The 24,784-nt window shown below is 68.0% G+C and carries 11 protein-coding genes; 3 read left to right on the top strand and 8 right to left on the bottom strand.

The features are described from left to right. Nucleotides 1-217 precede the first annotated feature (217 nt). A complete protein-coding gene (locus tag ACZ7M3_RS49690; protein ID WP_472073013.1) occupies nucleotides 218-2,479 on the top strand; it encodes an nSTAND3 domain-containing NTPase in 2,262 nt (753 codons plus the stop codon). Between the two features lie 85 nt (nucleotides 2,480-2,564). Here the strand turns inward: ACZ7M3_RS49690 and ACZ7M3_RS49685 are convergent, their stop codons facing one another. Further along, nucleotides 2,565-4,478, bottom strand: coding sequence for a hypothetical protein (locus ACZ7M3_RS49685; RefSeq protein ID WP_472073011.1), 1,914 nt, complete (start codon nucleotides 4,476-4,478; stop codon nucleotides 2,565-2,567). An 800-nt stretch (nucleotides 4,479-5,278) separates the two neighbouring features. Here ACZ7M3_RS49685 and ACZ7M3_RS49680 point away from each other — a divergent pair. Further along, complete coding sequence (locus ACZ7M3_RS49680; protein ID WP_472073009.1) at nucleotides 5,279-6,475, top strand: hypothetical protein; 1,197 nt, start codon at nucleotides 5,279-5,281, stop codon at nucleotides 6,473-6,475. A gap of 153 nt (nucleotides 6,476-6,628) precedes the next feature. Here ACZ7M3_RS49680 and ACZ7M3_RS49675 read toward each other — a convergent pair whose 3' ends face one another. Together ACZ7M3_RS49675 and ACZ7M3_RS49670 are read right to left on the bottom strand one after the other, a co-directional pair. Continuing rightward, a complete protein-coding gene (locus ACZ7M3_RS49675) occupies nucleotides 6,629-10,879 on the bottom strand; it encodes a hypothetical protein (RefSeq protein ID WP_472073007.1) in 4,251 nt (1,416 codons plus the stop codon). A gap of 387 nt (nucleotides 10,880-11,266) precedes the next feature. After that, nucleotides 11,267-11,932 carry a PDDEXK family nuclease gene (locus tag ACZ7M3_RS49670; protein ID WP_472073005.1) on the bottom strand — a complete coding sequence of 222 codons (666 nt, stop codon included), beginning with the start codon at nucleotides 11,930-11,932 and terminating at the stop codon, nucleotides 11,267-11,269. A 373-nt stretch (nucleotides 11,933-12,305) separates the two neighbouring features. Between ACZ7M3_RS49670 and ACZ7M3_RS49665 the strand changes: the two genes are divergently transcribed. Beyond that, a complete protein-coding gene (locus ACZ7M3_RS49665) occupies nucleotides 12,306-16,322 on the top strand; it encodes a hypothetical protein (RefSeq protein WP_472073003.1) in 4,017 nt (1,338 codons plus the stop codon). 156 nt (nucleotides 16,323-16,478) lie between these two features. On the opposite strand, the gene ACZ7M3_RS49660 is transcribed toward ACZ7M3_RS49665, so the two are convergent. The 5 genes from ACZ7M3_RS49660 to ACZ7M3_RS49640 all read right to left on the bottom strand — a co-directional run bounded on the left by ACZ7M3_RS49660 (nucleotide 16,479) and on the right by ACZ7M3_RS49640 (nucleotide 24,753). Continuing rightward, nucleotides 16,479-18,395, bottom strand: coding sequence for a transposase (locus tag ACZ7M3_RS49660; RefSeq protein ID WP_472073001.1), 1,917 nt, complete (start codon nucleotides 18,393-18,395; stop codon nucleotides 16,479-16,481). A gap of 658 nt (nucleotides 18,396-19,053) precedes the next feature. Further along, nucleotides 19,054-20,241 (bottom strand): endonuclease domain-containing protein, encoded by a 1,188-nt coding sequence (locus ACZ7M3_RS49655; protein ID WP_472072999.1) that lies wholly within the window; start codon nucleotides 20,239-20,241, stop codon nucleotides 19,054-19,056. A gap of 155 nt (nucleotides 20,242-20,396) precedes the next feature. Next, nucleotides 20,397-21,428 (bottom strand): TniQ family protein, encoded by a 1,032-nt coding sequence (locus ACZ7M3_RS49650; RefSeq protein ID WP_472072997.1) that lies wholly within the window; start codon nucleotides 21,426-21,428, stop codon nucleotides 20,397-20,399. Nucleotides 21,429-21,622: 194 nt separating this feature from the next. Then, nucleotides 21,623-22,666 (bottom strand): AAA family ATPase, encoded by a 1,044-nt coding sequence (locus ACZ7M3_RS49645; RefSeq protein ID WP_472072995.1) that lies wholly within the window; start codon nucleotides 22,664-22,666, stop codon nucleotides 21,623-21,625. Next, nucleotides 22,654-24,753, bottom strand: coding sequence for a transposase (locus ACZ7M3_RS49640; protein ID WP_472072993.1), 2,100 nt, complete (start codon nucleotides 24,751-24,753; stop codon nucleotides 22,654-22,656). The genes ACZ7M3_RS49645 and ACZ7M3_RS49640 overlap by 13 nt, the downstream gene beginning before the upstream one ends. Nucleotides 24,754-24,784 lie beyond the last annotated feature (31 nt).

The raw sequence follows: 24,784 nt of genomic DNA, 5'->3' as shown, positions 1-24,784 counted from the left end.
TGCACACGGTGGCCTCGGCGGCGAGCCTCCAGGCGAGGCAGCCACGAAACAGCCCCGGCCGTCCCGGATTTGCTACCAGGAACCGCCTGACGATCATGGAATCGGAGCGGGTGGAGTCCGTCTGAGATGGTCAGAGGTGTGGTGGTGGTCGGCCGGTGAAGAATGGGGCCCGACGGCACCACTGCGATTGTGCGAAGGCGGCATGGATTCTTTCGACTTGGGACGCCTGACGGACCATGACTTCGAGGTCGTCTGCCGGGATCTTTTCGGTGAGATTCTCGGCATGCCGCTGGAGCTCTTCCCACGCGGCCGGGACCGGGGGATCGATCTGCGTCACACGGCGGCGGACGGAACGATGACGGTCGTTCAGTGCAAGCACTGGCCCAAGGCTGCGCAGGCGACGCTGACGAAGCGCCTGGTCAAGGAGGAGCTGCCCAAGGTCGTCGCGCTGAAGCCGGCCCGGTACCTCATCGCCACGAGCGTAGGTCTGACCGTCGACGGTAAGGACACGATCCGCGATGCGTTCGCTCCTTACGTGCACACCACCGGCGACCTCTACGGAGTGGACGAGATCGTCGCCGAACTGCAGAGCAGACCCGAGCTAGTCCGGCGCCACTTCCGTCTCTGGCTGAGCGGCACCGCCGTACTGCAGACGGTGCTGAACCAGGAGAAGTACGTGCGCTCGTCCTGGCTGCGCAAGCGGATCCCGCGCGCAGCGGACACCTTCGTCCCGCACGAGGGCTTTGACCGGGCGAAGGCCATTCTGGACGAGCAGCACGTCTGCGTCATCGCCGGGATCCCGGGGGTGGGCAAGACGACGGTAGCCCTGATGCTCGCTGCGTGGCTCATGGGTAACGGTTACGAGGTGCATGAGATCTCGCAGGACGCCGAGGAGATCACGGCGCTGTGGCGCCAGGACACGCCCCAACTGTTCCTCTATGACGACTTCCTGGGCCAGACGACGCTGGAGTCCCAGCTCAACAAGAACGAGGACGCCCGCCTCATCGACATCATCCGGGAAATCCAGGAGGCTCCGGACAAGACACTGGTGATGACGACCCGCGACTACATCCTGGAGCACGCCCTGCTGAAGCACGACAGGCTCGGCGTCTCGGACGTCTCACAGGCGACCAGCGTCGTCCACCTCACCGACCTGAGCCTCGGTGTCAGGGGCCAGATCCTCTACAACCACGTCCACCATGCGCAGCTGCCTGCCGAGCAGAAGAGGTTGTTCGCCGACCGGGCGGTGTGGCAGCCCATCGTCGAGCACCCCAACTTCAGCCCCCGGCTGATCGAGGAAACGCTCCGGCTCGCCGCCCGGCAGGAGCAGGACGTCGCCGCCGCCGTACGAAAGAACCTTGACGATCCCCGCCGCATCTGGGAACGGATCGTGGAGAACGATTTGACCGACGAAGCGGTGCATCTGCTCGAAGTCCTATTCACCCTGCGCACGGCCACACTGGACACGCTTAGCGAATCCTGGTCCTGGTACCGCAAGGAGCGTGGGCTGGAAGCAGACGCCCGGACCTTCCGCCGGGCGCTGCAGGTGCTGGACGGCACGATGGTCGTCGTTGAGCAGCAGGCTGTGTCCTTCCATAATCCGTCGATCGCGGACTACCTCCGCTTCCATCTCGACGCCGGACGGGCCCCGATGGCCGCGCTCCTGGACGCGCTGCTCGACCCAGTGCAGATTCACAGCCTGATCGACGCGGCCGGAATAGCGGACGGGGCCGGCATTCTCGCGCAACTCAAGGCGGAAGCCACACGGACCGAGTCGGCGGTGCTGGAGACGGCGGAATTCGTCGAGTGGTCCCCTGAAGTCGCAGACGAGAGCGAGACGTCCAACCTCCAGTGGATCCTGGAGGCTGCCGAGCTGCTGGACTCCGCCCCGCTGGCGGCGCATGTCGTCAAGGAGAGAGGCCCGGACCACTGGCACGGCGAGCACGTCGAACACCTCGTCAATCTGGTGCATGCCATGGCAGGCAGCCGCCTCATCGCCCAGGAGGACGTGGCGCGCTTCGCCGGTGAGGTGGCGGACGCAATCCGGCTGGAGCTGGCGGAGCAGGTGGAGGACGGCGACTGGTACGGGGCCATCGGCCTTTATGAATACCTGAAGGAGGTTCCCGGCGGCTCGCTGAGCGGCCCCCTGCTGGAGGCTCTCGTCGAGTGCGCGCTTGAGGCGCTTCACCTGGTCGCCGGTGAGGATGCATCCTTGTTCGACGCTCATCCGCTGGAGACGCTGCTGCAGTTTCTGTTCGAACAAGGCTATGAAGGTGACGCGGACGACGAGTCCGCTGAGGACTTCGCCACCGTCCAGAAGTGGGTCGACCGGTTCGCCAAGCTTCGCAAGGTGCCACGCTTCACGCCCCGTCAGGAGACCGCCGCACCAGGCCCGTACAGCGACGAGGAGCGGGACCGCGAGGTCATCACCGAGCTGATGAAGGGGCTGAGAGACCCGGACATCACCCCCGGCGTATAAGAAAGCCGCGCTGGCCGTTCGCGGGCGTATCAAATGCTGAGGAGAGCCAGTCAGCAGGAAACATTGGGTGAGGCGAAGTCCCTGCCTACGACGGGGCCGCACTGGTGGTGACTCTGGCGGCGAGTTGCTGCTGCCAGTAGCTGGCGGCGTCCTGACCTGTCTGCATTGCGGTGAACTCATCAGTGCGCTTCGCGAGTGCGGCGGCGGGTGCCGTGCCCTCGACATAGGACTCGAGACCGAGGTTGAGTGCGTGGCGGCTGAGGAACCGGGCGTATTCGCGCACCGAGTCAACTATCGCGAAGCTGGCGGGGTTGCCGTGTACCAAGGCGTTGCGGACACGGCGACGTCTGTCCTCCAGCACGGCACCTTCGGCGGTGTAGTACTCAATCAGGGAGTTGTACTCGGTGTAGTTGCTCACGCTGGCGAGCATTCGCTTGATCCACGCGCGTTCGGACTCGATGCGGCAGAGCGAGAGCAGATCGTCTGAACGGTCAGCGACGAACAGAAGCCAAGGGCGCGACGGCTTGCTCGCGAGCCACTCGTGGAGAAGTTCGTCGCGCAATGGGTTCCGGGATCCGGCGCCGAGCAGGCACATGTGAACGGCTTGCCGCACATCGACACGCCACCGAGCATGCGGCCAGCGCTTGCCCAGAAGAGCAAACAAATCGTCGGGACCGAGCGCTGCGTGCGCCGCGATGTGTTGCACCACGCGGTCCGCGAGGGGGATCACGCTGCTGATGTCCGCTTCGGAAGGCCTACGCAGTGCCATGTCGCGGCTGAAAGGATGATCGGCGGTGGTCTGCACTTCGAGTGCGGCCGTAAGGAAACGGGGAAGCTCTCCGTTGGCCAGTGCCAAGGCGATGCGCGGCCCGTGTTCCTCGACCGCTCTCGCGGTGATCTCCGCGCCATAGCGGTCGTCGGGGAAGCCCGTCTCGCGCCCGGAGGCCATGAGATTGGCGGAGCCGAGCTGACCGGAGCACAGGACTCCAGACTGGGCAAGGTGCAGGCGGATCCCTCCGGAGTTGTGGATCGAGACGTTAAGAATCGTATTCATGATGTGAAGCGCACGCTTCAAGGCACCAGCTGCTGTGGTTCTGCCGAGGTCGACGCGGACCAGGACGTCCACATCCGACTGCTCGTCGACCAGCTCGGCGACCCGGAACAGGCCGCCGTGCTTCACCAGTTCCCAAAGCTCTGCCTTGTGCTCGAAGTTCTGACCCTCGGGCTCGGCGTTGGGCACCGCCCAGTGGGCATTCATGAAGGACACCGGCCCAGCGGAGAGGTGCGGGAAAGCCTGGCCGCCCAGGTAGCCGAGCCACACCACGATCGGTTCCACTTTGGCCGGCGTGCTGACATGCGTGCGGGCTTTAGCGATCCGCTCCGTCAGCAGAAGGCTTTTCTGGCCGAGGGGGATGTCGTGAGGATCGCGGCCGAAGGCCATCATCGAGACGAGATCACGGAAGATCCGCTCCGCATCGAGGCCGCGCCTGCACAGCTGCTCGAAGAGCAGTTCAGCGATGGGGCGGTACTCACGGTTTTCCAGTTTCTGGTCCCGGGCCGCTGCTACGAGGTCATCCCAGCTGGCGCGGACGGCTGCGTCCGAGCCTAGCGCTTCGAGCAGATCCTTTGCGGCCGTGGTGACGTCGGACCAGACGGTGTCCGTGCGGGTGCCTGGTGGTTGTTTCCAGACCGTCCTTGGGCTGCGGTCAAGTTGCGTGAAGGCGGTGCGGAACCGGGCGAGTGATGCAGCGATGTGTGCTCTAAGCGATGCGCCGAGAGCGCCGACGGACTCGTCGAGATCGAGCCCGAGCGACCTTCGGGTTGCCTTGTTCCATGCCTCGCCGCTGGCAAGCTCGATCCACGCCAAGAACTCCGCTGCAATCACGGTGAGCGGCAGAACGGTGCTGACGCCGTGGCGGCGGTCGAGTGACGAGACGAGGGACTTCAGCCAGTCGGGATCGTCAGCGGACCAGTGGTCGCTGACGTTGTAGTCGGTCATCACCTTGGGCCTGCCTCTCGTGCGGTCCTGGCAGCAGGCCAGAAGGGCTGTTCCGTCATATACCGCTCAGAATACGAGGTATGCCCGGCCGCGGACGAAGAGTTATTGCTTACCGGTGTTCAGCGAACATGACGCCCGGTCCTGTTTCGCAGGGGGGGCTACCGTGCCGCCTTTCGGCACTTGTGATCGGCCGGTCCGGCGCTCACCTCGAATGTCTTCCTGCTGGCCTTTGTGCCGGTGGCCGGGGCGAACAGCACGTACGAGCGTCTGGCACACAGGTGCCGGGTGTGCGGGGTGATTGACGTGTGGGGGCCGTCGCGGTGCCGGCACCGCTCGGGCCGCGCTGCGCCGTGCGGCACGGCAACTGGGATGGCGGGTACGGACCCTGGCCTACGCCCGGGAGCGCTTGGTCGTGGTGCTTGTTCAGGACGTCCGCGAGGCGCCCGCCGCGTTCGCGGACGCGCTAGAGAAAGACCTCCTCTCCGCAGGCGCTGAGATGCACCAACGCATGGCGGCAGACGGGGACGCAGAGACGTTGAGGGCGTTGGGACCCGCGCCCGTAGAGCGGCAGACTCAAGCGTTCCTGCAGGCGGCCCGGTTGGCGATGAAGGAAGATCCCGACGCGTGGCGATAGAGGGGCAGGAGCCATCCGTTCAGCAGTGGCCTGAAGCGCCGGCGAGTCGGGCACGCTACCCAAGCCACGGCAGGCGCTTCAGCGACGCATCCTCGGGCGGCTTGGGCGGAGGAGACAGTGCGTTCGGCAGCTTGTTTGCTCAGGTCCGGGCACCGAGTATGGCGGAATGATCGAACGTGACCATGCGCCGAACCTCGGGACCGGACTGCTCGGAGCGAACTTCAGCCGCCGCAACCGTCAGGAGGCCACCGACGACCGTGCCGGGATCGGCCGGTGGATCGCCATCGACGAGTCCAGCTACGACGGTGATCAACTCCACAACGGCGACCGCTACATGATCCTCGGGTCGGTGGCCATCGACGACATCGATGCCGCCGCGATCCTGGACACCCTGCGGCGCGAGACGGGGATCCAGAAGTCCGCGCCAGAGGTGAAGTTCCAGAAGATGTTCGCCGGCGCAACCGCTGGACGGCGCCGCGTACTCCTGGGGGAGTTGCTGGAACCCGGCGGACCCTTGCACGAGCGTGCCTCGGTGTATGTGATCGACAAGCACTACTTCGTTGTGGCCAAGCTCGTCGACCTCCTGCTGGAGGAGCGGTTCAACGCCATGGGTTACGACATCGTCAGCAACGGTGTGGCCCGGCAGCTCGCCGTGGATCTGGCCACTGAGGGGCCCCGGGCGTTGGGCCGCGCGGGTTTCGACCGGCTCATCGCCACCGCCGTGGGCTTCTTCTCTAAGAGGAACCGCACGAGCGAACACGTCACCGTCGACGACCTCTTCACCGTCATCCAGGAGTCCCACGCCTACGCCAGACGCCGTAAGGCCCCTCAGGCGAAGAAGGCGGCACAGGTCCTTGAAATGCTGCGCAAGACCCGGCCGGAGGCCGAAGCCTTCGCCCGTGAGCGTCCGGCCGAGGCCACTCCGACCGGAGAGCACGGATTGCTCGACGACTCCATGGACCCCCTCATCACCGCCGTGCCGATGGTTATTCTCCACGCATCGACACGCTACGGCGGCAAGCTCGAGGTCCTCGCGGACGACCAACGGCTGCTGACCGACGACAAACTCGACGTCCTGGAACGCGGGGCCACAGCCGTGGGAGTGGTCCACGGCCTTATCCGGGACAACCACCTCCAGGACCTGGTCCGTGGCCGTTCGGTGGACCACCCCTCCCTCCAGCTCGCCGACCTGGTGGCGGGCGCGGGCCGGGCGGTGGCACGGTGGCACGACGGCCAGGACGATCCTGCCGGACAGGACCTCCACCCGGTCGTCGCACCACTGGTGGATCCGGGCGGCATCCTTATGGACGAAGCACCCGAGGATTTCGCGAGAGCCGACACCAGCCGGGCAAAACGCCGCTGACGCGCCAGCACCGCCATTGACTCAACCTGGGCTCGACCACCGCGCGGGCGGCAGAAGGGATGGCGGAGCACTGCGCGCCGGTGTCCCGTCCACGGGGGCTCGTCCACACACCACCGCCAAGCGAACGGCGGGCCCCGCTTCACGCGGAAGCGGTCATGGCTGTGCCCCCGGCTGAGGCGACACGGCAGGAGGGATCTGAGGTGTGTGCAGATCGACCTCCTCGGCGGTGATAGTGCGGCGGGACCAGCTGCTGGGCACGATGAGCCCGGCATTGACCACGACCACCGCGACCAGAGCGGGCGCGGGGGCGTCTTCGGCCGCGTGCAGTTCGGGCCGCATCAGCCACAGGTAGTTCTCCTGCACGCCGACCGGCTGCTGCTTCTTGGTGAGGTCGAGGACAAGCAGGATGGACAATTGCCGCTGGACGGCCGCCGCGTACTGGGTGGGCTGGCCCAGATACCGCCGGGAGCGGTCGACGTCGAAGGGCTTGTGGCGTTCGACCTTCAGCTCGCAGGTCACGTTGTCGTGGACGACGTCGGTGATGCCCAGACCCTGCCGGGTGGCGCGGGAGACCCGGCCGCCCAGGAGCGGGTCCTGTTTCAGGCGCCGGTCGACCTCGTCGTGGAAGCGGGCCTCGGACACGTTCCGGCCGCGCCGGAACAACTGGTCGTAGGTGAGTTCGGCGGCCACGGCAGTGACGGCGGCCAGGAGCCGGCCGAATGCCTGCAGGGTCTCCTCGTCGTCGGTGAACCCCAGGACCCTTTCGTGCAGGGCCAGCAGACGAGTGTCCACCTGGGGGAGTGCGGTGAGTGCGTCGCGGGTGGAGTCGAAGGGGCGCAGCCGCAGCTCGGGGTAGCCGGCCAGGTCCGCAGTGCAGACTCTGCTGCCGTCCGCCGACCGGAAGCGCGCCATCACCCGGACGGCCTGGGCAGGCTGGCCAGCGCCGAGAGTGAAGCGCACCACCAGCGTGCCCTCACCACACACCGATATGCCTCCCCCATCCTCTTGGCCTATCTGGCCGGTGACCGTGGGGCTGGGCAGACTGAAGGAGGGAACGACGAGTTCGTCAGGGCCCAGTACCGACAGCAGCTCGACGTCCAGACGGTCGGCCCAGGACGGCCAGACGTCCATGCGGAACTCGACGCGCAGGGTGTAGGCCCGCGAGGGGTGGACGACCTGCCCGTGGGTGACGCGGCGGTTGTCGAGCCACAGCAGACACACCACCACAGGATTTTCTTCACCGGCCGCCACTGGTTCGGCCGGACCGTAACCACTGATCTTGGAACGGCCGCGTGCCGCCTGCAGCGGAACCGGCACATCGGCCAGCGCGGCCGCGAGACGGTCGCCTCGCACGGCCGCCACGTGAACCTGCTCTAGCCATTCCAGCAGCGGCCTGTGCAGCGGATCACAGGCGTCCAGGTTTTCCTGTAGATCCTCCGCGCGAAGGAGGGCCGCCTGACGATGTGCTCGTTCCCGGTCCGCGTCCGCCTGCCGTAGCGCCTCATGGGCCCGCATCAGGTGCGCGGCCACCCGCAGGGACGCGGCCCAGGCGCGCAAGAATCCGGCCGTGGGGGTGGCTGGCTGATGCAGCTGCTCCACAAGGGCGGCGATCTCGTCCAGCCGCTGCGACGCCAGCAGGAGACGCCGGGCGGAGGAATCCGTTCCCCCCGACGCAGCGGTCTCATAAGGCAGTTCGCCGCGCAAGGCCAGACGAGCGTGGACCACCAGGTCACGCTGGGCAGCGAAGCCGAATCGCTCTCCGGGCTCGGGCGCCGGGACCGGCCACGCGAGTGTGCGTCCGGAGGGGAGTGAAGGATCGGCCTGCAGGGCGGTGTGCTCGAGTACGGGCTCGAGCAGATCCCGATGGCCGTCGTAGGCGGGCACCGGCGGCAGCTGCTCGTGCAGGTGGCGGGCCAGTACGCCTGCCTCCCTCCAGCGCCCGAACCGCTGGAGGCACTCCACCAGCAGTACCGTGCTGCCCATCCAGTCCGGCCGCACCAGCTCCTCGAATCGTTCATAGGGCAGGTGCACACCCCCGTCGGCCGTCTCCATCAGGCGCACGTACCGCAGGTCGTCGCCATTGCTGAACTGACTGTTGAGAGAGGGATCGTGCAGCGCGGCCATCCGCACGACGGCCATCTGCTGGCTGTGCGCGGTGCTGCTGCTCCATCCGCCCCAGCCCGCCAGCCGCTCGGCCTCACGCGCGGGCAGCGCTGCGGCACGGTCGAGAATCCACAGCTCGACCTGGGGGACCTGATCGGCATCCCAGCGCATGCGTTCGCTGTAGAGGACGCCGAGAGCCGCCAGCACGAGACCGTGCTGGTCCTTGTCGTCGCGGTAGGCGGTGGCGATCTGTGCGGCCAGGGTGATCAGCAGCCACATGTGCTTGTCATGCAGCAGCGACCGTCCATGGGTCAGCGTGGCCCGGATGACGGCCAGGTAGGGGTCCTGCAGCAGTACGGGGCCGCAGTCGGCCAGGCTGCCCGGCAGCGGGTGTCGTGCGGCGAGGGACGCCCAGGCCCTCACTGCCGCCGCCCGCAGCAGAATGTCTTCGCCGAGCAGGCGCCGGTACAGCAGCGGCAGCACTCGGGCCACGACACCGGGCTGCTGCCCGTACTGGCTGGCGATCCGGCTCGCCAGTTCCAGGCAGTCCTGGTGGATCCGGCGGGCGTGCTGTGCCTCCTGTTTGCTGGTGTGAGCAGGCTGGTCTGCGGCGGCGTCCGCCTCCAGTACCGCTTCCAGCACCTGCAGCGGATTCTGCGACGCGCAACGGGTCAGGGCACTGCGCACTTCCCGCGAGCTCGCCTGCACCGTCTGCTCCTGGCTCAGGCGCTCCAACGCGGGGGGCACCTTCAAGGGAGAGGGGTGCACGAGGACGCTCAGCGGCGCCGACGGGGCTCGCGACAGCAGCATGTGGCCCAGCAGAGCGTCCGCGTGGACAGCCATTACTGCCGGGAACTGCTCCGCCAGGTCGTCCACCAAAGTGGCCACACTGAATCTGGCCTCGAATCCCCATCGGTCGTCCAGGAGAGCAACGGCTGCCTGGCACAGCCGAGGTGCCACGCTCTCCCGCACCGACGGGGGGACTTCCCGGCGCAAGAACGGGTCGTCCCGACTCAGCAGCCGCCGGCAGTGGTCGAGGCACTTCACCAACTGCTCCGCATGATCGGCGGAACGGGGAGCGACACGGGCCAGGGCGGCGAAGACCACATCGAACTCACCCAGCATGGCCTCCGCCACCGCCGCGGCCACTTCATAGGAGGGCAGCAGATCGAAATGGTCGGCGTCCGGCTGGGCCAGTGCATCAAGCAGCGGCCCGGACAGGTGCTTCCACGCGCATCGGCCGCCAGCCAGCAACAGCCGGGCCGCCACTCCCCCCTGATGCCGCCGGGCCTCGGCATCCCGCACCGGCCGGGCAGCCTCTCCGGTGGTGCGCTGGGCACTTCCGGGCGGAAGCACCAACGCAGGCCGGTCGGTCGCGGGCAGAGTCAGCAGTTCGGCGACCAGGGCCAGCACCGCAGGAAGGTTGGCGTCGGCCGCTGCGATCAACCCGGCCGGATCCGCGGATTCGGGGCTCTCCCGGCGCCCCGTCCGGGTGAACACCGGCCCGGCCACCAGCCGCACACAGGACATGACCACCCCACGCGTGATGTCCTGCGGCCGGTAGGAGCGAGGAAAGTCAATCAGGCACGCGGCGGCCTCGGACGACGCCCGTAGGGCGAGGACCTCGCAGGCCAGCGCCGCCACCTGGTCCGCCGGCGTGGCTCCCGAACGTGCCAGAAACCGCAGCGAGGTCAGCAGCCTGTCCTCACCCTGCTCACGCACCAGGGCGAAGAACTGTCCGACCAACTCGCCGGAGAACAGCTCCGGCGCGTGGCGGGACACAGCGGTCAGCCGTCGATGTGCCGCCGTGAGCGCGCCGACCCGGTCGGCGAGACGCGGAGCGTCAATGATGTTGAGGTCTTCCTGCAGTTGGAGCGTGTTGGCACCGCTCGCCGCCAACAGCGCCGTCCGCGTATCGCGCCGCCACCGTGCTCGTCGCGCCGCCTCCTCTTCGGCAGCTTCACGTTCCCGCTGCAGGCGCTGAGCCGCGGCATCCTCGGCAGCCACGACGGTGAGCAGATTAGGCATCCGGCCCGTTGCCGCGCGGGAGGGGCACTCAAGGCAGCGCTCACGGACATAGTCCGCGGCGATGAACCGCAGATTGCTGGCCATGGAACCATGACCGCCGACTTCGCAGTAGATCTCACGCATGTCGATGGGCAGCCCGCTGCCCGCCTCTGCCATGCCGTGCCCGCCGGAAAGCCGGAACTGCATCCGAGTGCAGTGGTGATGGGCCAACTCGATGATCTCGCGGTTGCGATGCCCCATCTCCAGAAGCTGCTCCCACCGGTGTTCGTTCACCGCACCCCACTCCTCGTTCGCCGCCAGCCCATGCTGTCGGCCACTGCAAATGCCGCAGAAGCCGCCGAGTTGTTCCTCACGGTCACGCCGCGCGGTGCACCGTCGCCGACCGCACGGCTCGAACGTACCGGCAGGGACTGACAACCCCTTCACACAAAAGCGCTCAGCCAGCCGAAGGTTGCGCAGGGCCGGTGGCCCGGACGGCCCGGATCGTCCGGGCGTCGGCGGGCCCGCCCAGAGCGTTACTGACTCCAACCACAGGCCGAACAGGGACGTTTCAGTCCTCGCGTTGCCGCGCGAGACCGACCACGGCCGGTGCCGGCCCTCTCGCTGCCGGCGTACGGCAAGCGGCTGGCCGCGAGCTGATCCAACTCGAGAGCGTACTAATCACAGAGCGTCGTCCTCGGAGCTGTCGGGCAGGCCGAGTTCCGCGTCGGTGAAAGGCTCGCCCAGGTCGGGCATCGCGAAGAGACCTGTCCGGGTGCTGGTCTCGACGAAGCGGACGAACCGGTCGACGGACCGGTGGACTTGTTCTCGCTCTAGCAGTGCGTGGCAGGCGCGGCAGCGCCACGGCCGCCGGAGGGTGATCCACTGGGCCCGTGTGCACGCGGGGCAGGTCACGAAGTACGCTGCCGGCCCGACGGCAGTGGCCCAATTCGCGTAGCCGCTGCGGGGACGGTGGCCGGGCTCGTTCCAGTCGGAGGCCAGGGACGGCTTGCCGAAAAGGACGAACTCGCCACCGGGCCACCGGCAGGTGCAGGAGGTTTCGCACCGGCAGGCGCGGGTGCGGGCCAGTTCCAGCGTCTTCTCGGTACGCGGTATGCCGGGGCCTTTGACCTCGATCCAGGTGCCGAGTTCGGGCAGCCAGAAGTCGGGGAGGTAGAGGGTGCCGGAGTCCAGTGTGATCGTCTCGGGTTCGTACTCCCACCGGATGCCGTTGCCGTCGAGGGTGGCGGCCCAGTCGGCTTCGAGCCGGGAGCGGAACGTGGTGTCACCGTAGCGGGTCGGGACAGCGTTTATCGAGGCGTCGGGGACGTCGGGCGTGCTGACCAAACCGAGCTCCTGTCCTGCTGTTGCGGCCGCGTCGATTATGCCGGTGACCGGCGGACAGACGGCCCATCAGGCTTGAGTATCCGGGACACCGGGCCGGCGGCCAGAGCCCCCGGACGCGTCGGGGGCCGCTGGGAGCGACACAGCGGTCTCACTCCGTCATGAGTTCGAAGTCCGCCCCGGCCACGGGCGTGCCCAGGTGGCTGGGGGCCAGCGCAGGGTGCCGGGCTGGAATCGGAACGGGGAGAATAGACCAATGCGATATGCGTGGCGACGGTCCCTGCGCCCGCTCGCCGTCCACATGGACAGTGAGCCTGATCCGCTTGAGGACCGTCTCGAAGCCGACGGTGCGGTGGGTTTGGATGAACTTCGGGGCGTGCCGGTCGTCGTGATGCTGGGGGAGCGCGGCGCAGGCAAGTCCGTGGCCCTGGAACAGGAGCACGTCTTGCTGGGCGAGGAGGGCATACAGGCTGCACCCTTTCTGCACTTGGGCCGGGAGGCCTTCGACTTGCCGTCCGTGAGCACCGCCGTCGACGAGCGTCTGCGTCAGTGGCACGGGCAGATGCGGCATGTGCTGCTGGACGGGCTGGACGAGGGCATGAGCGACATCCCCGGTCTCGACAAAGTCCTCCTGCACCGGCTGCGGGACATGGAGCCGTCGCAGCGTGAGGGGTTGCGGCTTCGGATCGCCTGCCGTACCAGCCGCTGGTCCGAGATACTGGAGGTCGGACTGCGGGAGCTGTGGCCGCAGCCGGGCCAGGTGGTGTTGATGACGCTCGCTCCGCTCAGTCGGAACGACATGCACCGTGCGGCCGAGCAACGGGGCTTGGACGCGTCCGCCTTCGTCGAGCAGATCACCGGCCGCGGCCTGCAGGCCCTGGCCCAGCAGCCGGTCACCCTCCATCCGTTGCTGGAGGCCCAGGCACGAGGGGAAAAGCTCCCCGAGACAGTGGTCGAGGCCTACGACCAGGCGTGCCGCACGTTGTGCACCGAGACCTGGTTCCAGGACTTTGCCCGGCGTCAGACACGGCCGGCGGTGGATCACCTGCTGGAGGTGGCTCGCTGGGCCGCCGCAGCCCTCCAGTTCAGCCGTAGCCCGGCCCTGACGGACGGTGAGCCGGCGGCGGGGGAGGAACTGCATCTCGACAGCCTGTCCGGCCCAGGCGTTCCCGGCCTTGTCCCCGAACCGGCGTGCCAGCGCCACGAACTGCTGCACTTGACCGAGTCCGCTTTGCTCACGCCCGTGGGCCGACGCCGCTGGGTCTTCGCTCACCGCAGCTACCAGGAACACTTGGCGGCGGAGTACCTCCATGATCGGATCGCCCCCGCCGTACGGGCCCAGTTGCTGTGGACGGGCAGCGGCCCTGCACGCCATGTACGGCCGGAGCACCAGGAGATCGCCGCCCGTCTCGCGGTCATCGACGCGGATCTCTTCGAAGACCTGCTTGCCCATGAGCCTGTGGTGCTGCTGCTCGCCGATATTCCTGTCCTGCCGGATGCACAGCGTCAGCGGGTCACCCAGACCCTTCTCGACGAGGTCGTCCGCGACGGCTTCGAGCGCCTCGACTACGCGCTGCTGCAGAAGCTCGATCATCCCGCTCTCGCCGTACAACTCAGGCCCTTCCTCGCACCGGGGACACCCCCTGAGCAGATGTACCTGGCTTTGTGGATCGCCGCGCAGTGCCACCCGGCGGGTTTGGCAACCGATCTGCTCTCGGTGGCGCAGGACACCGCATTGCCCGTGCGGCTCAGGTCCTTTGCCCTGCACGCGCTGGGCGAGGAGTACCCGAAGGACGACGGGACGGTCGCACGGCTGCGCCTGCTGGCCGCCGACGCGAAACCAGACATCGTCGAGGCAGCGTTGCAGCAGCTATGGCCGCAGCATCTGACGATCACCGAGTACGCCGACCTGCTGCCCCTCCGGCAGACGCTGACCTACAAGCTGCGGTTCACGCACATCGAGATACTCACCGACAACAATCTCAAAGACGCCCTGACCTGGTCGGTCACGACCCTCAGTGAACGCCGCCCCAAAGCACTGATCGCTCTCGTCCTGCTGGCCCAGGGCATTCACATCCTCGGCCAGTCGCAGGAACGAAGCCTGAGCCCGGATTCCCGCGAGGCGCTTGCGGGCCGGGCGCTGGCCGCCGTGGCGGAACAGCCCGAGCTGTCCCACCCTGTCGAAGCCCGCACCGCCTTCGAGTACCTGCACGACGCTTTGGACAGTGCCCCGGCTCTGCGCCGCCGACTTGCCGAGCACGTCCTGCACCACAGCAGCCCGGACCACGTCCTGCACCTCCTCTTCACCACCCCTGACGTGGGTCTGTTCCCGGCCGAGGATCTGCAGTACTGGGCGGAGCGGTGGCCGGATCTCCCGCCAGAGGTACGGCGCACCGCCCAGCCGCTCTTCAGCCACCGCCCCCGGCCCGAGGACGAGCCGCTGAAAACAGCCGTCGAGACAGCCCGGCAGGCGGACGAGGAACTCCGGGACGCCACCGCCTGGTGGGACGCTCCACCTCCTGAGTGGCAATTGCGAAGGCAGAAAGAGGAAGAAGAACGGCGACGTAGCAACACCTTCGACGAGGGCAAGTTCATCGCCGCACTCGATGCGGTACAGGCGGCCGGTTTGGACACCGTGCGCGTGGCCTGGCTCGCCGTCCTCCTGGACCATCTCCGCCGTACCAGCGATGGCCAGCCGGCTGAAGAGGTTGCACAGCTGGGCATGGTCGCCGCAGCACCGACACGCCCGCTGAGGAACAGCGCCCTGAACAAGATGCTGACCGCGGCCGCCCGGCACGTTCTGGCGACAGCACCCGTGTACACAGCGCATCAGGTGACTGCCTGGGGCACCGCGTGGGGCGATGTCCCGGAACTGTCCGCGGCCGCGTTCCTGCCGGCCGGCGAATGGGAGGCGGCAGCGGGCGCGGACGCCCGCCGGTGGGCAGGCTGGGCACTGGCCCTGGCTACCATGCAGCCCCTTGAACAGGACTCGGCCCTGCACAGCAGGCTGTTCGAACAATCCGCCCGCCATGCGGGAGCCACGTTCAAGGCCGCACTCATGGCGTGCCTGGAGCGCTTGGAGACTCACCGGGTCGCAGAACTAGTCCAGTTCCTGCACGCACACCAGGCGCACGATGCCATCGGCCTCATACGGGACTGGGCCACGGCGCCCGGCCGTGCAGACGCAGCCTGGTCCGCTGTGGTGGTCACGCTCTTCGCCCTCGGTGACGACGTCGCCCAGAGCCTGCTGAAGAACACCGTGGCGGCCGGCCCGCGGCCCCGCGAGATATCCACGGCAGACCCGCAACGGTGGATCACCGCGGCCTATACCCTCATGCCCCGGGCGGACCTGCGCGAGCACTGGCCCCACATCCGCCGGGCATTCCACGATCCCCAGCTCTTCAATGCCTTGACCGACAGCATCGCCTCCCTCGGCACCGGCCACTGGCCCGCAGGCGTGGAAGGACTCGACGAAGCAGACCTCTGCGACCTGTACGAGCGCCTGTGCGCGAGAGAAGAACTCAGCCACCCCCGCCCCGAGTACGAGCCAGGTGTCGCCTACCAGATCACCAGACGAGACACCCTCCACGAACTCGCCGACGCCCTGCCCCAGCTGATCGCCGGCAAAGGCACCACCCGAGCCGCCGACCACCTCACCCGACTCTCCGCATCAACCTCCCGACACCCTGCCCGGCTAAGACGCCTGGCACGCCGCGCCGCCCGCCAGGCAGCCCAACGTCACAGCCGCCCGCTGCCCGCGCACGAACTGAGGAAACTCGCAGCCGACCACAGCCTGCGCGTGGTCGCCGACGAGGCCCACCTCCTCGACGTCGTCATGGAGGCCCTGGACCGAGTCCAGCAGGCGCTGTCGGGCCCCAACGGAATGGCCATCCTGTTGTGGAACCGCGCTGCAGCGGGCGATGCCGCGCTATGGCCGATGTGGGAGGAGGACTTCAGCGATCTCGTCATGGGCCTGCTGAAGATCCAACTTGGCGGGCAGCACCGCGTCATCCTCAACCGTGAAGTCCAAGTCGACCGCCCCGGCATCGGAGGAGGACGCACCGACATCCACATCCAGGCAGCAGACCCCTCCCACCACACCGAGCCCTTCACCGTGATCATCGAATCCAAGGGTTGCTGGAACCAGGAACTACCTACGGCACTCTCCGATCAGCTGGTAGACCGCTACCTACGCCGACCCCGTACCGCAGGGATCTTCCTGGTCGGCTTCTTCGACTGCGACCAGTGGAGCTCATCGGCACGGCGGCGCTGTTCACCCCGTCACACCCGGCAGCAGATCACGTACGAGCAAGACCAACTGGCCGCCCAGCACGACGTCGCGGTCCGCGCCAAAGTCCTCGACTGCAGGCCACCCGGTGCCCAGACAGACTGACATGACAGGCACGGCCAGTGGACCGGCACTGATCCATCTCCCTGGGCTTGGCGGCCCTGGCGTCGCGTTCCCGGCCGCCCCGCACCACGGCGAAACATGCTGAGATACCCCCCGGTTGTCCGCCCAAAACGGCGCGCTGACCCGGTGCAAGGCACGTCAGGCAGAGAAATCGACGTAGGCGGCCAGCTGCTGCTGCCATCCGGTGTCTTGTTCCGACAGGGCAGCCCGGCAGATGCGCTTCAGGGTGCCGTCGTCACGCCAACGGAGAAAACGGCGCCGACAGGCCTGGAAGGGGCCGAGAGCTGGTGGAAGACGCGTCCATGCCTGCCCGGTGCAGGCGATGTGGACGATGGCCTCAAGAATCTGCCGTTCGCTGCGGGGACGGCCACCGGTGTGCGACGGTGCGGGCAGCACTCCGGACAGGGCCTGCCAGGCGGTGTCGCTGATCCGTGGCTGCCATTCCGGTACCTCCCCCGCCAGTGACAGCAGCTCATTGACGAACCGTCGCTGCCCTGGCTGCAGCAGCGGCCTCCGCGCCGTCTGCTCACGCAGCCAGGTGGCGGCGTGCTCGTCGTTCGGGGCGTCGGGCCACCACTCAACACCGTCCGGGAGCCCGGTCAGGTGGTAGCGGCAGGCCCACCACATGCGTTGCCAGGCCACCGGCCAGGGCGGGTTCCACCATGCATCGAGGTTCGTCAGACGGTGCCCCAGCCGGGTGAGCCGGCCGAGGCTGCGCTGCCGCTGGCGTTGATTTCTGAGCCAGGTCCCCAGCGCGAAACCGTCAACGACGGTGGGCTGAGACACGGCGAGGTGGCCGTGACGAGCAGTGTAGGTATGCGCGACAGCCAGGCCATCGGCGACCGGACGCCGCCGCCCTGACCACGTGTGGAACACCTCGACCTCGCCCGTGGACAACCCGAGCTCAGCCAGCAGCACCCGCTGGTCATCGTGCAACTGCCCGTAGCCGGCGATCTGGTGGCGCAGCCACCGCTGAAGCCAGTCGGGCAGCCCGGCCAGGTTGTCGCCGCCGTGCACCGGCCCCTGCTCGTGCACATGGGCGCGGGCGCGGTACCAGGCACGCTGCCAGTCGACGGGCCAGGGCGGGTTCCACCATGCATCCAGGCGTCGAAGCTGTTCCGTCTGTTCCACGGTCAGTGACGCCGCGTCGGCACGCCGGTTGGCCAGCCACCGCCCCAGATCGAACCCTTCCCGCACCCCGTCGTCGGTGTGCGCGACGGCCAGATGCCCGAACCGCTCCACATGAAGACGGGCCTGCTCAAGTCCTTCGGTAAACAACTGTGCATGCCGCTGTTCCAGGCCCCGGCCGTGCCCGGTCCGCCGCGGCACCGCCAACTCCACCCACCACCCTCGAGCCGCCGGTACGCCACGTCCTGCTGCACCCGAACCCTCACGGGAGCCTGGGTCTGCGCCCTGAGGGTCTGCCAGCCGGCGCAGACCCGTTCCTACTTCCACGGGCCGGTGCGCGCTGTGCACCCACCACAGCCCATACCGCCCCTGCTGCTGCGGCGACCCCGCCGGACGGCGCCGCTCACGGACCGCCGCGCGAGCCCAGGACGCCAACGGGCCGCCATGGCCGTCCGCTTCCAGCTCAACCAGCCACTCCCGTCCCAGCCGCTTGCCAAAGGCGGCAGCAAACCGCTCACCGCTACCTCGGCCGCGCACCAGAGCACCCGAACGGTTCTCAGCGACCAGTTGCTGCATTCGCGGGTCCACCAGAGCTTCCGCGACCGCGACGACCTCCGGGAACACCACCACGTCCCGTACCAGCAGCCGCCACTGCTGCACGCCCCAGCCCACCGGATCCGGACACCACCGGCTCGTAGCCGCCACCAGCTGCTCTAGGCGCGGCCCCCATACCGTCTCCCGCTCCCAGAAATCCTCCCGCCCCCACCACCCGCACACCACCGCACGCGCTAGCCCGAACACCTCACGAGGCGCCGCGTCGGCCGCCTGCCCTATCCGCTCCACCCGGCCCCACTGACGCTGCGCCCGGATCAACTCCATCACCAGATCCCCGGCATCAACGAACTCCACCGGATGGCCTTCGCCCACTTCCAGCAGCCACCGGCCATGCCGCGCACACAGCCGCCGCCACTGCGGCCGGTACGCCCAGACCGGCGCCCCACCGCTGCCACGCCGGGCCGCGCACAACCTGCAGCCGAACACCACCGACCCCCACTCCGAAGCCCCCGACCGCCACCTCGCCCACCCCTGCCCGTCCCCGCCACGGCCAGCCAGCTGTGTCGGCCCTGCCGTCCAGGACGGCAACGCCCGCGCGAGATGGCCTGCCGGCACACGGCACCACCCGGCCAACTGCCCCTGCGCCACTGCGTCGAGGAGCATCTCACCGTCGGGACGCACACCATGCCTTTGATGCACGGGATTTGCCCACTGCCACCACGCCGTCAGGTCGGTTACCTGCAGCCGGTAGGCGGACGCCACCCGGTGCAGAAAAGACCACGTCGTTTCCCCTGGAAGGGGTGTCACCCGCAGGACCGCCTCCACAGCATCGAATTCCGCCCAATTCGCTCTTGCTTCCTGGTCGCTACGGCGTAACCCGGGCGACCCCGGAGACCGACTGGTCAAGACGGCACGGTGCGTGACCGGTATGAAGAGCGCACCGGCTCTGCTTGGAGACCCCCGGCGCGGGGCAGCCGCCCGGCCGGGGGAAGCGTAGGAACCAGACGAGCAGAGCGACTGTGACAGGACGTCAGTCGGGATCATCGGTCTCAGCTGCCAGAGCCTTGTCCACGAACTCACCCACCAGAAGGCTGACGTGGGAAGCGGGCACGGCCTGTTCCCACCGGTAGAAGGGCGTGTGGTGCCAGCAATGGAGATGGAAGCGGACCGACCCATCTGCCTCCACCGCACCCCGCGGATATCGAGGCGGCTGTGAACATGAGCCGTGAGGGTCGAGCACGAATGTGCGGAGCACGACGTCGGGTTGGTGCCGCGGCGGTACCGTTCGTTCACGACGGCAGCCGTCGCACTGCAAGAGGTGCTGTACCGCGCCCGGGCGGTTGATGAACTGGTGGCCGCCGCCTTCGTACGTGTTGCAGCTGGCGCATACCGGACCACGGACGAAGCCGTGCTCGTGGCAGTGGTCCCAGTACATGGCCTGCCGCGGGCCAGGGCACAAGACGCACAGGAATGCGTACGGTTGCGAGTTCTTCGGAATCGACTTGTACCGCCTTCCCCGCAGGTGGCCTTTGTACCGGCGGGCGGCAGCGCTGGTGCATGAGGGACACAGTGTGGTGTAGCCGGCAGTGCTGGAGGAACGCCATTCCCAGATGTCTCCTTGGGCCCCGCACCGGCTGCAGCGGGCGGCCTTTTCAGCGAACTGGGCGGTGATTTGCTCCGCCCGGTCGAGAAGGGCGGCGTAGGCACGCGGAACCATCCAGATCGCACCGGACCACGTCAATAGCGGCAGCGGGCGGGTGGAGGCGATACTCCGTTGGCCGTAGCGTGCTTCGACCTGTTCCCAGGTTGCCCCGCACCCCAGTCCGTGCTGGTTCGGCCGGGTGCGGTCGCATGGTTGTCGGCCTTCGCAGCGGCAGCCGTTAGCAGTCTGGTCCTCGTAGGCGACTTGTTCGAACCAGTTCATGATCTGTAAACGCCACGTGTGTCCGCGGTCGGTGGGTAGGGGACGGGCATCGACCAGATCGTCGAGATCGATCGCGAGCGAGGCCAGCTGTTCGCCGGCTTTGCGGATGTCCCGTTCGTCCAGACGCCACTTGTTCTTGTGCTTGTAGCCGCGGACGGCGACATCTCCGATGAGCACGTGGTCACGGGTCTGGAAAGCGTAGCGGGCCATGTCTGCAGGGGCTGCAGGAACGGGGCAGCCTTTTGTCAGTTCCTTCAGCAACTGGCCCGCGAATTCGGGGCTGATCAGCGGCATGATGTATCTCTCCTTGCACGCGTTGAGGAAGGGTGGGGGATCGCAGGGGAAGAGCCGCCCATGGCGGTCCACGGCCGACGATGCCGCTCGGCATGCGCCCCACTGGTAGCGGATGAACCCGCCGTGCTCCAGAGGACGTCACAGGTACGGTGTTCTCACTGGGCGTCGCGGGGGAGGGGTTCCCACCCGCTGATCAAGAAAGCTGCTCTGGCTTGCTGCGACAAGGCGCGAGTACGACCGTCGCTGAGGAGAGCGGCGCGGTCGCTGTAGTCGGCAGGCCGTGCCACGGCCTGGTCCACCATCCATAAGCGGTCATCGCTGGCGCCGTCTGCCACGGTGAGCAGCCACTGCCGAAGCGGATCCGCTCGTGCGGCTTCCCGGCTACGGGCACGGCTACAGGCACCCAACCAGTCCGCGAGCCACGGCCTGCCGATGCGGAGGCCGACCTCCTGGAGGAGCAACCTTTCGGCGGCAGCAGCGCCTGCAGTTGCCACGCTCGAGCGCAGGCGCCGCTGCCAGCGGCCGTCCCCGAGTAGCCGGGCGACGGCAATCGTTTCCGGATAGGCCAGCAGGGCATGAGGCACGATGGCCGCTGGCGGACACCCCGTGACTGCGGCGAGTCGGCGCACCCGGTCCTGCCAGATGGTCTCCGATCTCCATCGCTGTACCTGCCACGACCACACCACCGTCGCGGCGAAGGCCACCACGTCCCCTCCGCGCGGATGCGTCCGTACGAGAGCGACATGGCGCTGGTGAGCCGCAATGATCTCGGGCAGGCTCTGCAGTGCAATGCCTGCTGGTTTCCCGGCGCGCGCGAGAAGCCACCGCCGGTGGCGACGGCAGATATGCCCAGCAGCTCCCGGGTACACCTGCACGCCCGGCCCCGCCAGCCAGGCCCGTCCGGTACATGGTGGGCAGGCCGCCACCCACGCCGTGCCTGGTGTGTACCAGGCGGCCAGCCGGAGCGGGACATCTTCGAGACGGCTGTGGCAAACGTCGAGGCTGGGCAGCAGGGCGGTGAGCCGGGACAGGGGCATGCCGGAGAATTGAGCCAGAGCTGCCTGCGCGGGTGCGTTGAGGAACAGCTCCAGTCCGGTCTTCGGTGTGCCCGTCACGTGCACACCGTGCGGACCGCCCAGAACTGCCCGCAGCAAGTCCTGGGCCGACAGCCCGAATCCGGCGGTCATCCTGCGAATCCAGGAGCCGGTCAGCTCCTGCGCGACGGGTGCAAGGCGAGCGGGCGTAGACGCTGGATGAGGGAATTGCACGAGCATGGTCCTTTGCGGCAGACAGGAACGAGAGCTTCGACGCCGGGGCCGCAGTTGGAGTCCTTTGACACGAGCGGCCCGCGGTGGTGCGGCGTCAAAGCCGCAGCACCGCGCTATGTGGCGAGTCCGCCCTTGCGTTGCCTGCGCCTGGCACGTGCCGCGTTCGTGGCCTGAACGTCGAGCACCACCTGCGACAACAGTTTCTTCGTGACCGCGTGGCTTTCGTCGACGATGGAGCGGATTGCGGCCTCCCGCACCAGAAGGGAGAGGCTGGACATCACACCACCGGTGAGCATATGGATGTAGTCGGCGTGACGGACCAGCGTTCCGGGCCGGTGCCGGGCCAGCCGCAGCGCCCCGTCCATTGCCTGCAGAAGCTCCCGCCACTCCGCCTTCTGCGCGGGGGTGCCGTTGAGCAGTGGGGGAGTGCGCAGGATCTTGCAGCGGGCAGCGAGCTGAGCGCCGCGCGGGCCGGCTAGCAGCGGTGAGTGCTCCACATCAACACCGGCCAGCACGAACGTTGCAGGTACCCGCTCCGCAAGGGTTTTGACCTGGTCGGAGGTGTCAGCCCCGGGCCGGGTGCGGGTGTTGAGCAGATGGACGTCGTCAAGGAAAACCAGCCGGGTGCGCCGCTCGCACAGCACGTGGCACACGGCATTGGTGATGGCGTTCTCAGTCATCCGCTCGTGGACAGGGATACCGGCGAACCGGGCCAGGACCTGGACCAGGCTCTTGGGCGTGCAGGTCGGCGGGATGGAAGCGAACGCCACGGGCATGTAGCCTTCCCGGCCCCCGAGGCGGCGTCGTTCACTCAGCTCGAAGGACCGGCCCAGTTCCGCAAGCGTGGTCGACTTTCCCGCCCCGGGAGGCCCGGACACGATCAGGCCACGCCGGGCGGTGCCCCGCTGCCGGTTGTTCACCAGCAGCGTCAGCCTGAGCTGGGTCAGCGCCTGCTCCATGAACGGGGTCTTGAGAGTGACGAACTCGGAGTGGTAGTCCAGCAGCCGCTTGCGGCTCCAGGACAGATCGCCCACCGGAGGTGCGGGCACACGCGGGCGGGATACCTCGGCCTGCCACAGGAGGCCGTTCGTGACCGCACCGGGAGCAACCTCGTCGTCGAAGAAGCCGTCGTCTGCGGCGGTGGTTACGGCAGCCACGGGTCCCCCTCAGCGTCTTCACCTAGGACGTGATAGACGCGGGCGGACCGGCCGGCCTCCAACTCATCGTCAGGGGAGCCGAAGACGTCTTCGCCCTCGTCCCCGCTGTCGTATGCGTCGGGCACGGTGTCGTCGTCGAGGCCGGGCACGGCGTACACGCCGGCCAGCCCGAACGACGGTGCGGGCACATCCAGCACGTTGAGCTCTCCTGCGGGCACCGGCACCGCGCCCGAGGCACGGGACTTCGCGACCACCCGCCGCTCCGCAACGGACAGCTTCTCCTTGCGAGCGGCCCGCTTGAGGAAGCCATCCAGGGCCAAGGCCAATTCGGCTTCGTGTTCCTCCCGCGAGCCAGTGCGTTCGACCACCTTGCACATGTGCTCCCACACGTGGTGAGTGAACGGCAGACCGACCGAGGTGGCGTGGATCCACGCCACCTCGCGAAACCCTTCCGGCAACCGCACCCAGATCCGGACAGGGTCGTAGGGGTTGTAGTGCACCTCCCACAGACCCTTCTTCGAGGCCACCCCGGAGTCCTGCCCGCGGTGGCCGTTGAGACAAGAGTCGTCGTAGGTGCGGTAGTCGAAGCGGACACCGGCATCCGTGATCGGCTGCCAGCGCACTGGCAGCAACTCCACGAAATCGTCCGCCGACAGCGGCACCGGTACGTAGCCCGCCACCGGAAGCAGCGCCGCCCACATCTGATTGGGCGTAAGGGCCTTCTTCGGCATCAACGGGTGTCGCAGGCCCTCGTGCGGGCGGTGGTGCCAGTGCACGAGGAACTCCTCCCACAGCACCTGGAGCTCGGACACGGTCCACAGCCGCTCCTGCTCCACGCGTGAGCCGCGCTCACTCACACGCGAGCCGGTAAAGCCAGGCAGCCACTGACAAAACTCAGTGCCGATCGAGCCGAAGCCCCTCTCCACATGCCCCTTGGCCGGTCCATTGGCCGGAGGTACCGGCTGCAGGGAGATGCCCAGGCTCTCGCACGCGGCCCGCGTGGCGGGGGAGATGAACACCTTGCCCTGGTCGACCACCACCATCTCGGGCACGATCACCGGCCGCGCCGCCGCGTCCTTCAGTCGCTCATCCACAGCGGTCAGTCGCTCGTACGGCACCACCGACGCGGCCATCGACAGCGCCGCATCCCAACCCGGACGCATCACCACCGGCGTCATCATCTGCGCCAGCAACACCGCCACATCCGTCAGCTTGGTCCCAGCCGGCCGCAGCACCCCCCACAGCCCGCGCACGGCCAAATCCACCGCGGTGGTCAGCTCCAGCCGCCCCACCACCCCGTCGTCCAGGACCACCAGCACATCCAGCGGCGAACTGTCCATCATCACGATTTCGCCGGGCCGCAGCGCCAGGGTCGGCTTGAACGGCGGCGCCGGGCGCGCGGCACGGGCACGCCGCTGCGCCACCGTCCCCTGCAACCCGAGGGACTTCTCCACAGCGTCAAGGAGTTTGTTGAACGTGGACAGGGCCGGCACCTCCACCTGCTGCTCACCATGCCGTGCATCCAGCCACCACTGCGCCTCCCGCCGCATCCGCTTCTTCCACCCCCGCGAACGCGAACGCAAAGCCTCCTCAGGCAGCAGTGCACGCAGCGCCTCGACCACCAGGGGATCGGCCCGCTCCAGCCGCGTCGAGCCGCGTCGCTTGACGACCAGCCCCCACACCCCGTCCGCGTGGTAGCGCGCCCTCCACCTGCGCACCGTCGCCCGGCTCACGCGCGGCCAGCCCTGCGCGGCCAGTTCATCGGCCTTCGCCTGCTCACGCTGAGCCAGCGTCGTAACTGCGGGGTCGTATTGAGGCTTCAGCAGCCCCTTGCCGCTTGGCGTCGGGTATCCGGTCTCCACCTCGCGAACGTGCCGCTCCAGATCGAGCGCACGCAGCTGCTGATCCTCAGGCACCGTCGACAACAGTCCGACCTGCGGCACCCGCAGACGCGAGCCGGCCATCGGGCCGAAGCCGGGATCCCTCAGCAGCTCGGACAGAGCGAACACGGCCAAGGAGCCGTCCCCGTTCTTGTCGGTCAGCCAGATCCGCGTCCCGGACGCCATGACCCCCTCGATCCCGGCCACGGTCCACTCCCGGCCGCCGTGCCGTAAGGCG

The organism is Streptomyces sp. NPDC111656, from assembly GCF_055656965.1.
The sequence above is the reverse complement of the archived record's forward strand: the minus strand, read 5'-3'. Positions and strand labels throughout refer to the sequence as shown.

Excerpts from the sequence above, each read along its gene's own strand:
- ACZ7M3_RS49650 (WP_472072997.1), bottom strand. The coding sequence starts at position 21,428 with ATGACCGCCGGATTCGGGCTGTCGGCCCAGGACTTGCTGCGGGCAGTT.
- ACZ7M3_RS49685 (WP_472073011.1), bottom strand. The coding sequence starts at position 4,478 with ATGACCGACTACAACGTCAGCGACCACTGGTCCGCTGACGATCCCGAC.
- ACZ7M3_RS49655 (WP_472072999.1), bottom strand. The coding sequence starts at position 20,241 with ATGCCGCTGATCAGCCCCGAATTCGCGGGCCAGTTGCTGAAGGAACTG.
- ACZ7M3_RS49680 (WP_472073009.1), top strand. The coding sequence starts at position 5,279 with ATGATCGAACGTGACCATGCGCCGAACCTCGGGACCGGACTGCTCGGA.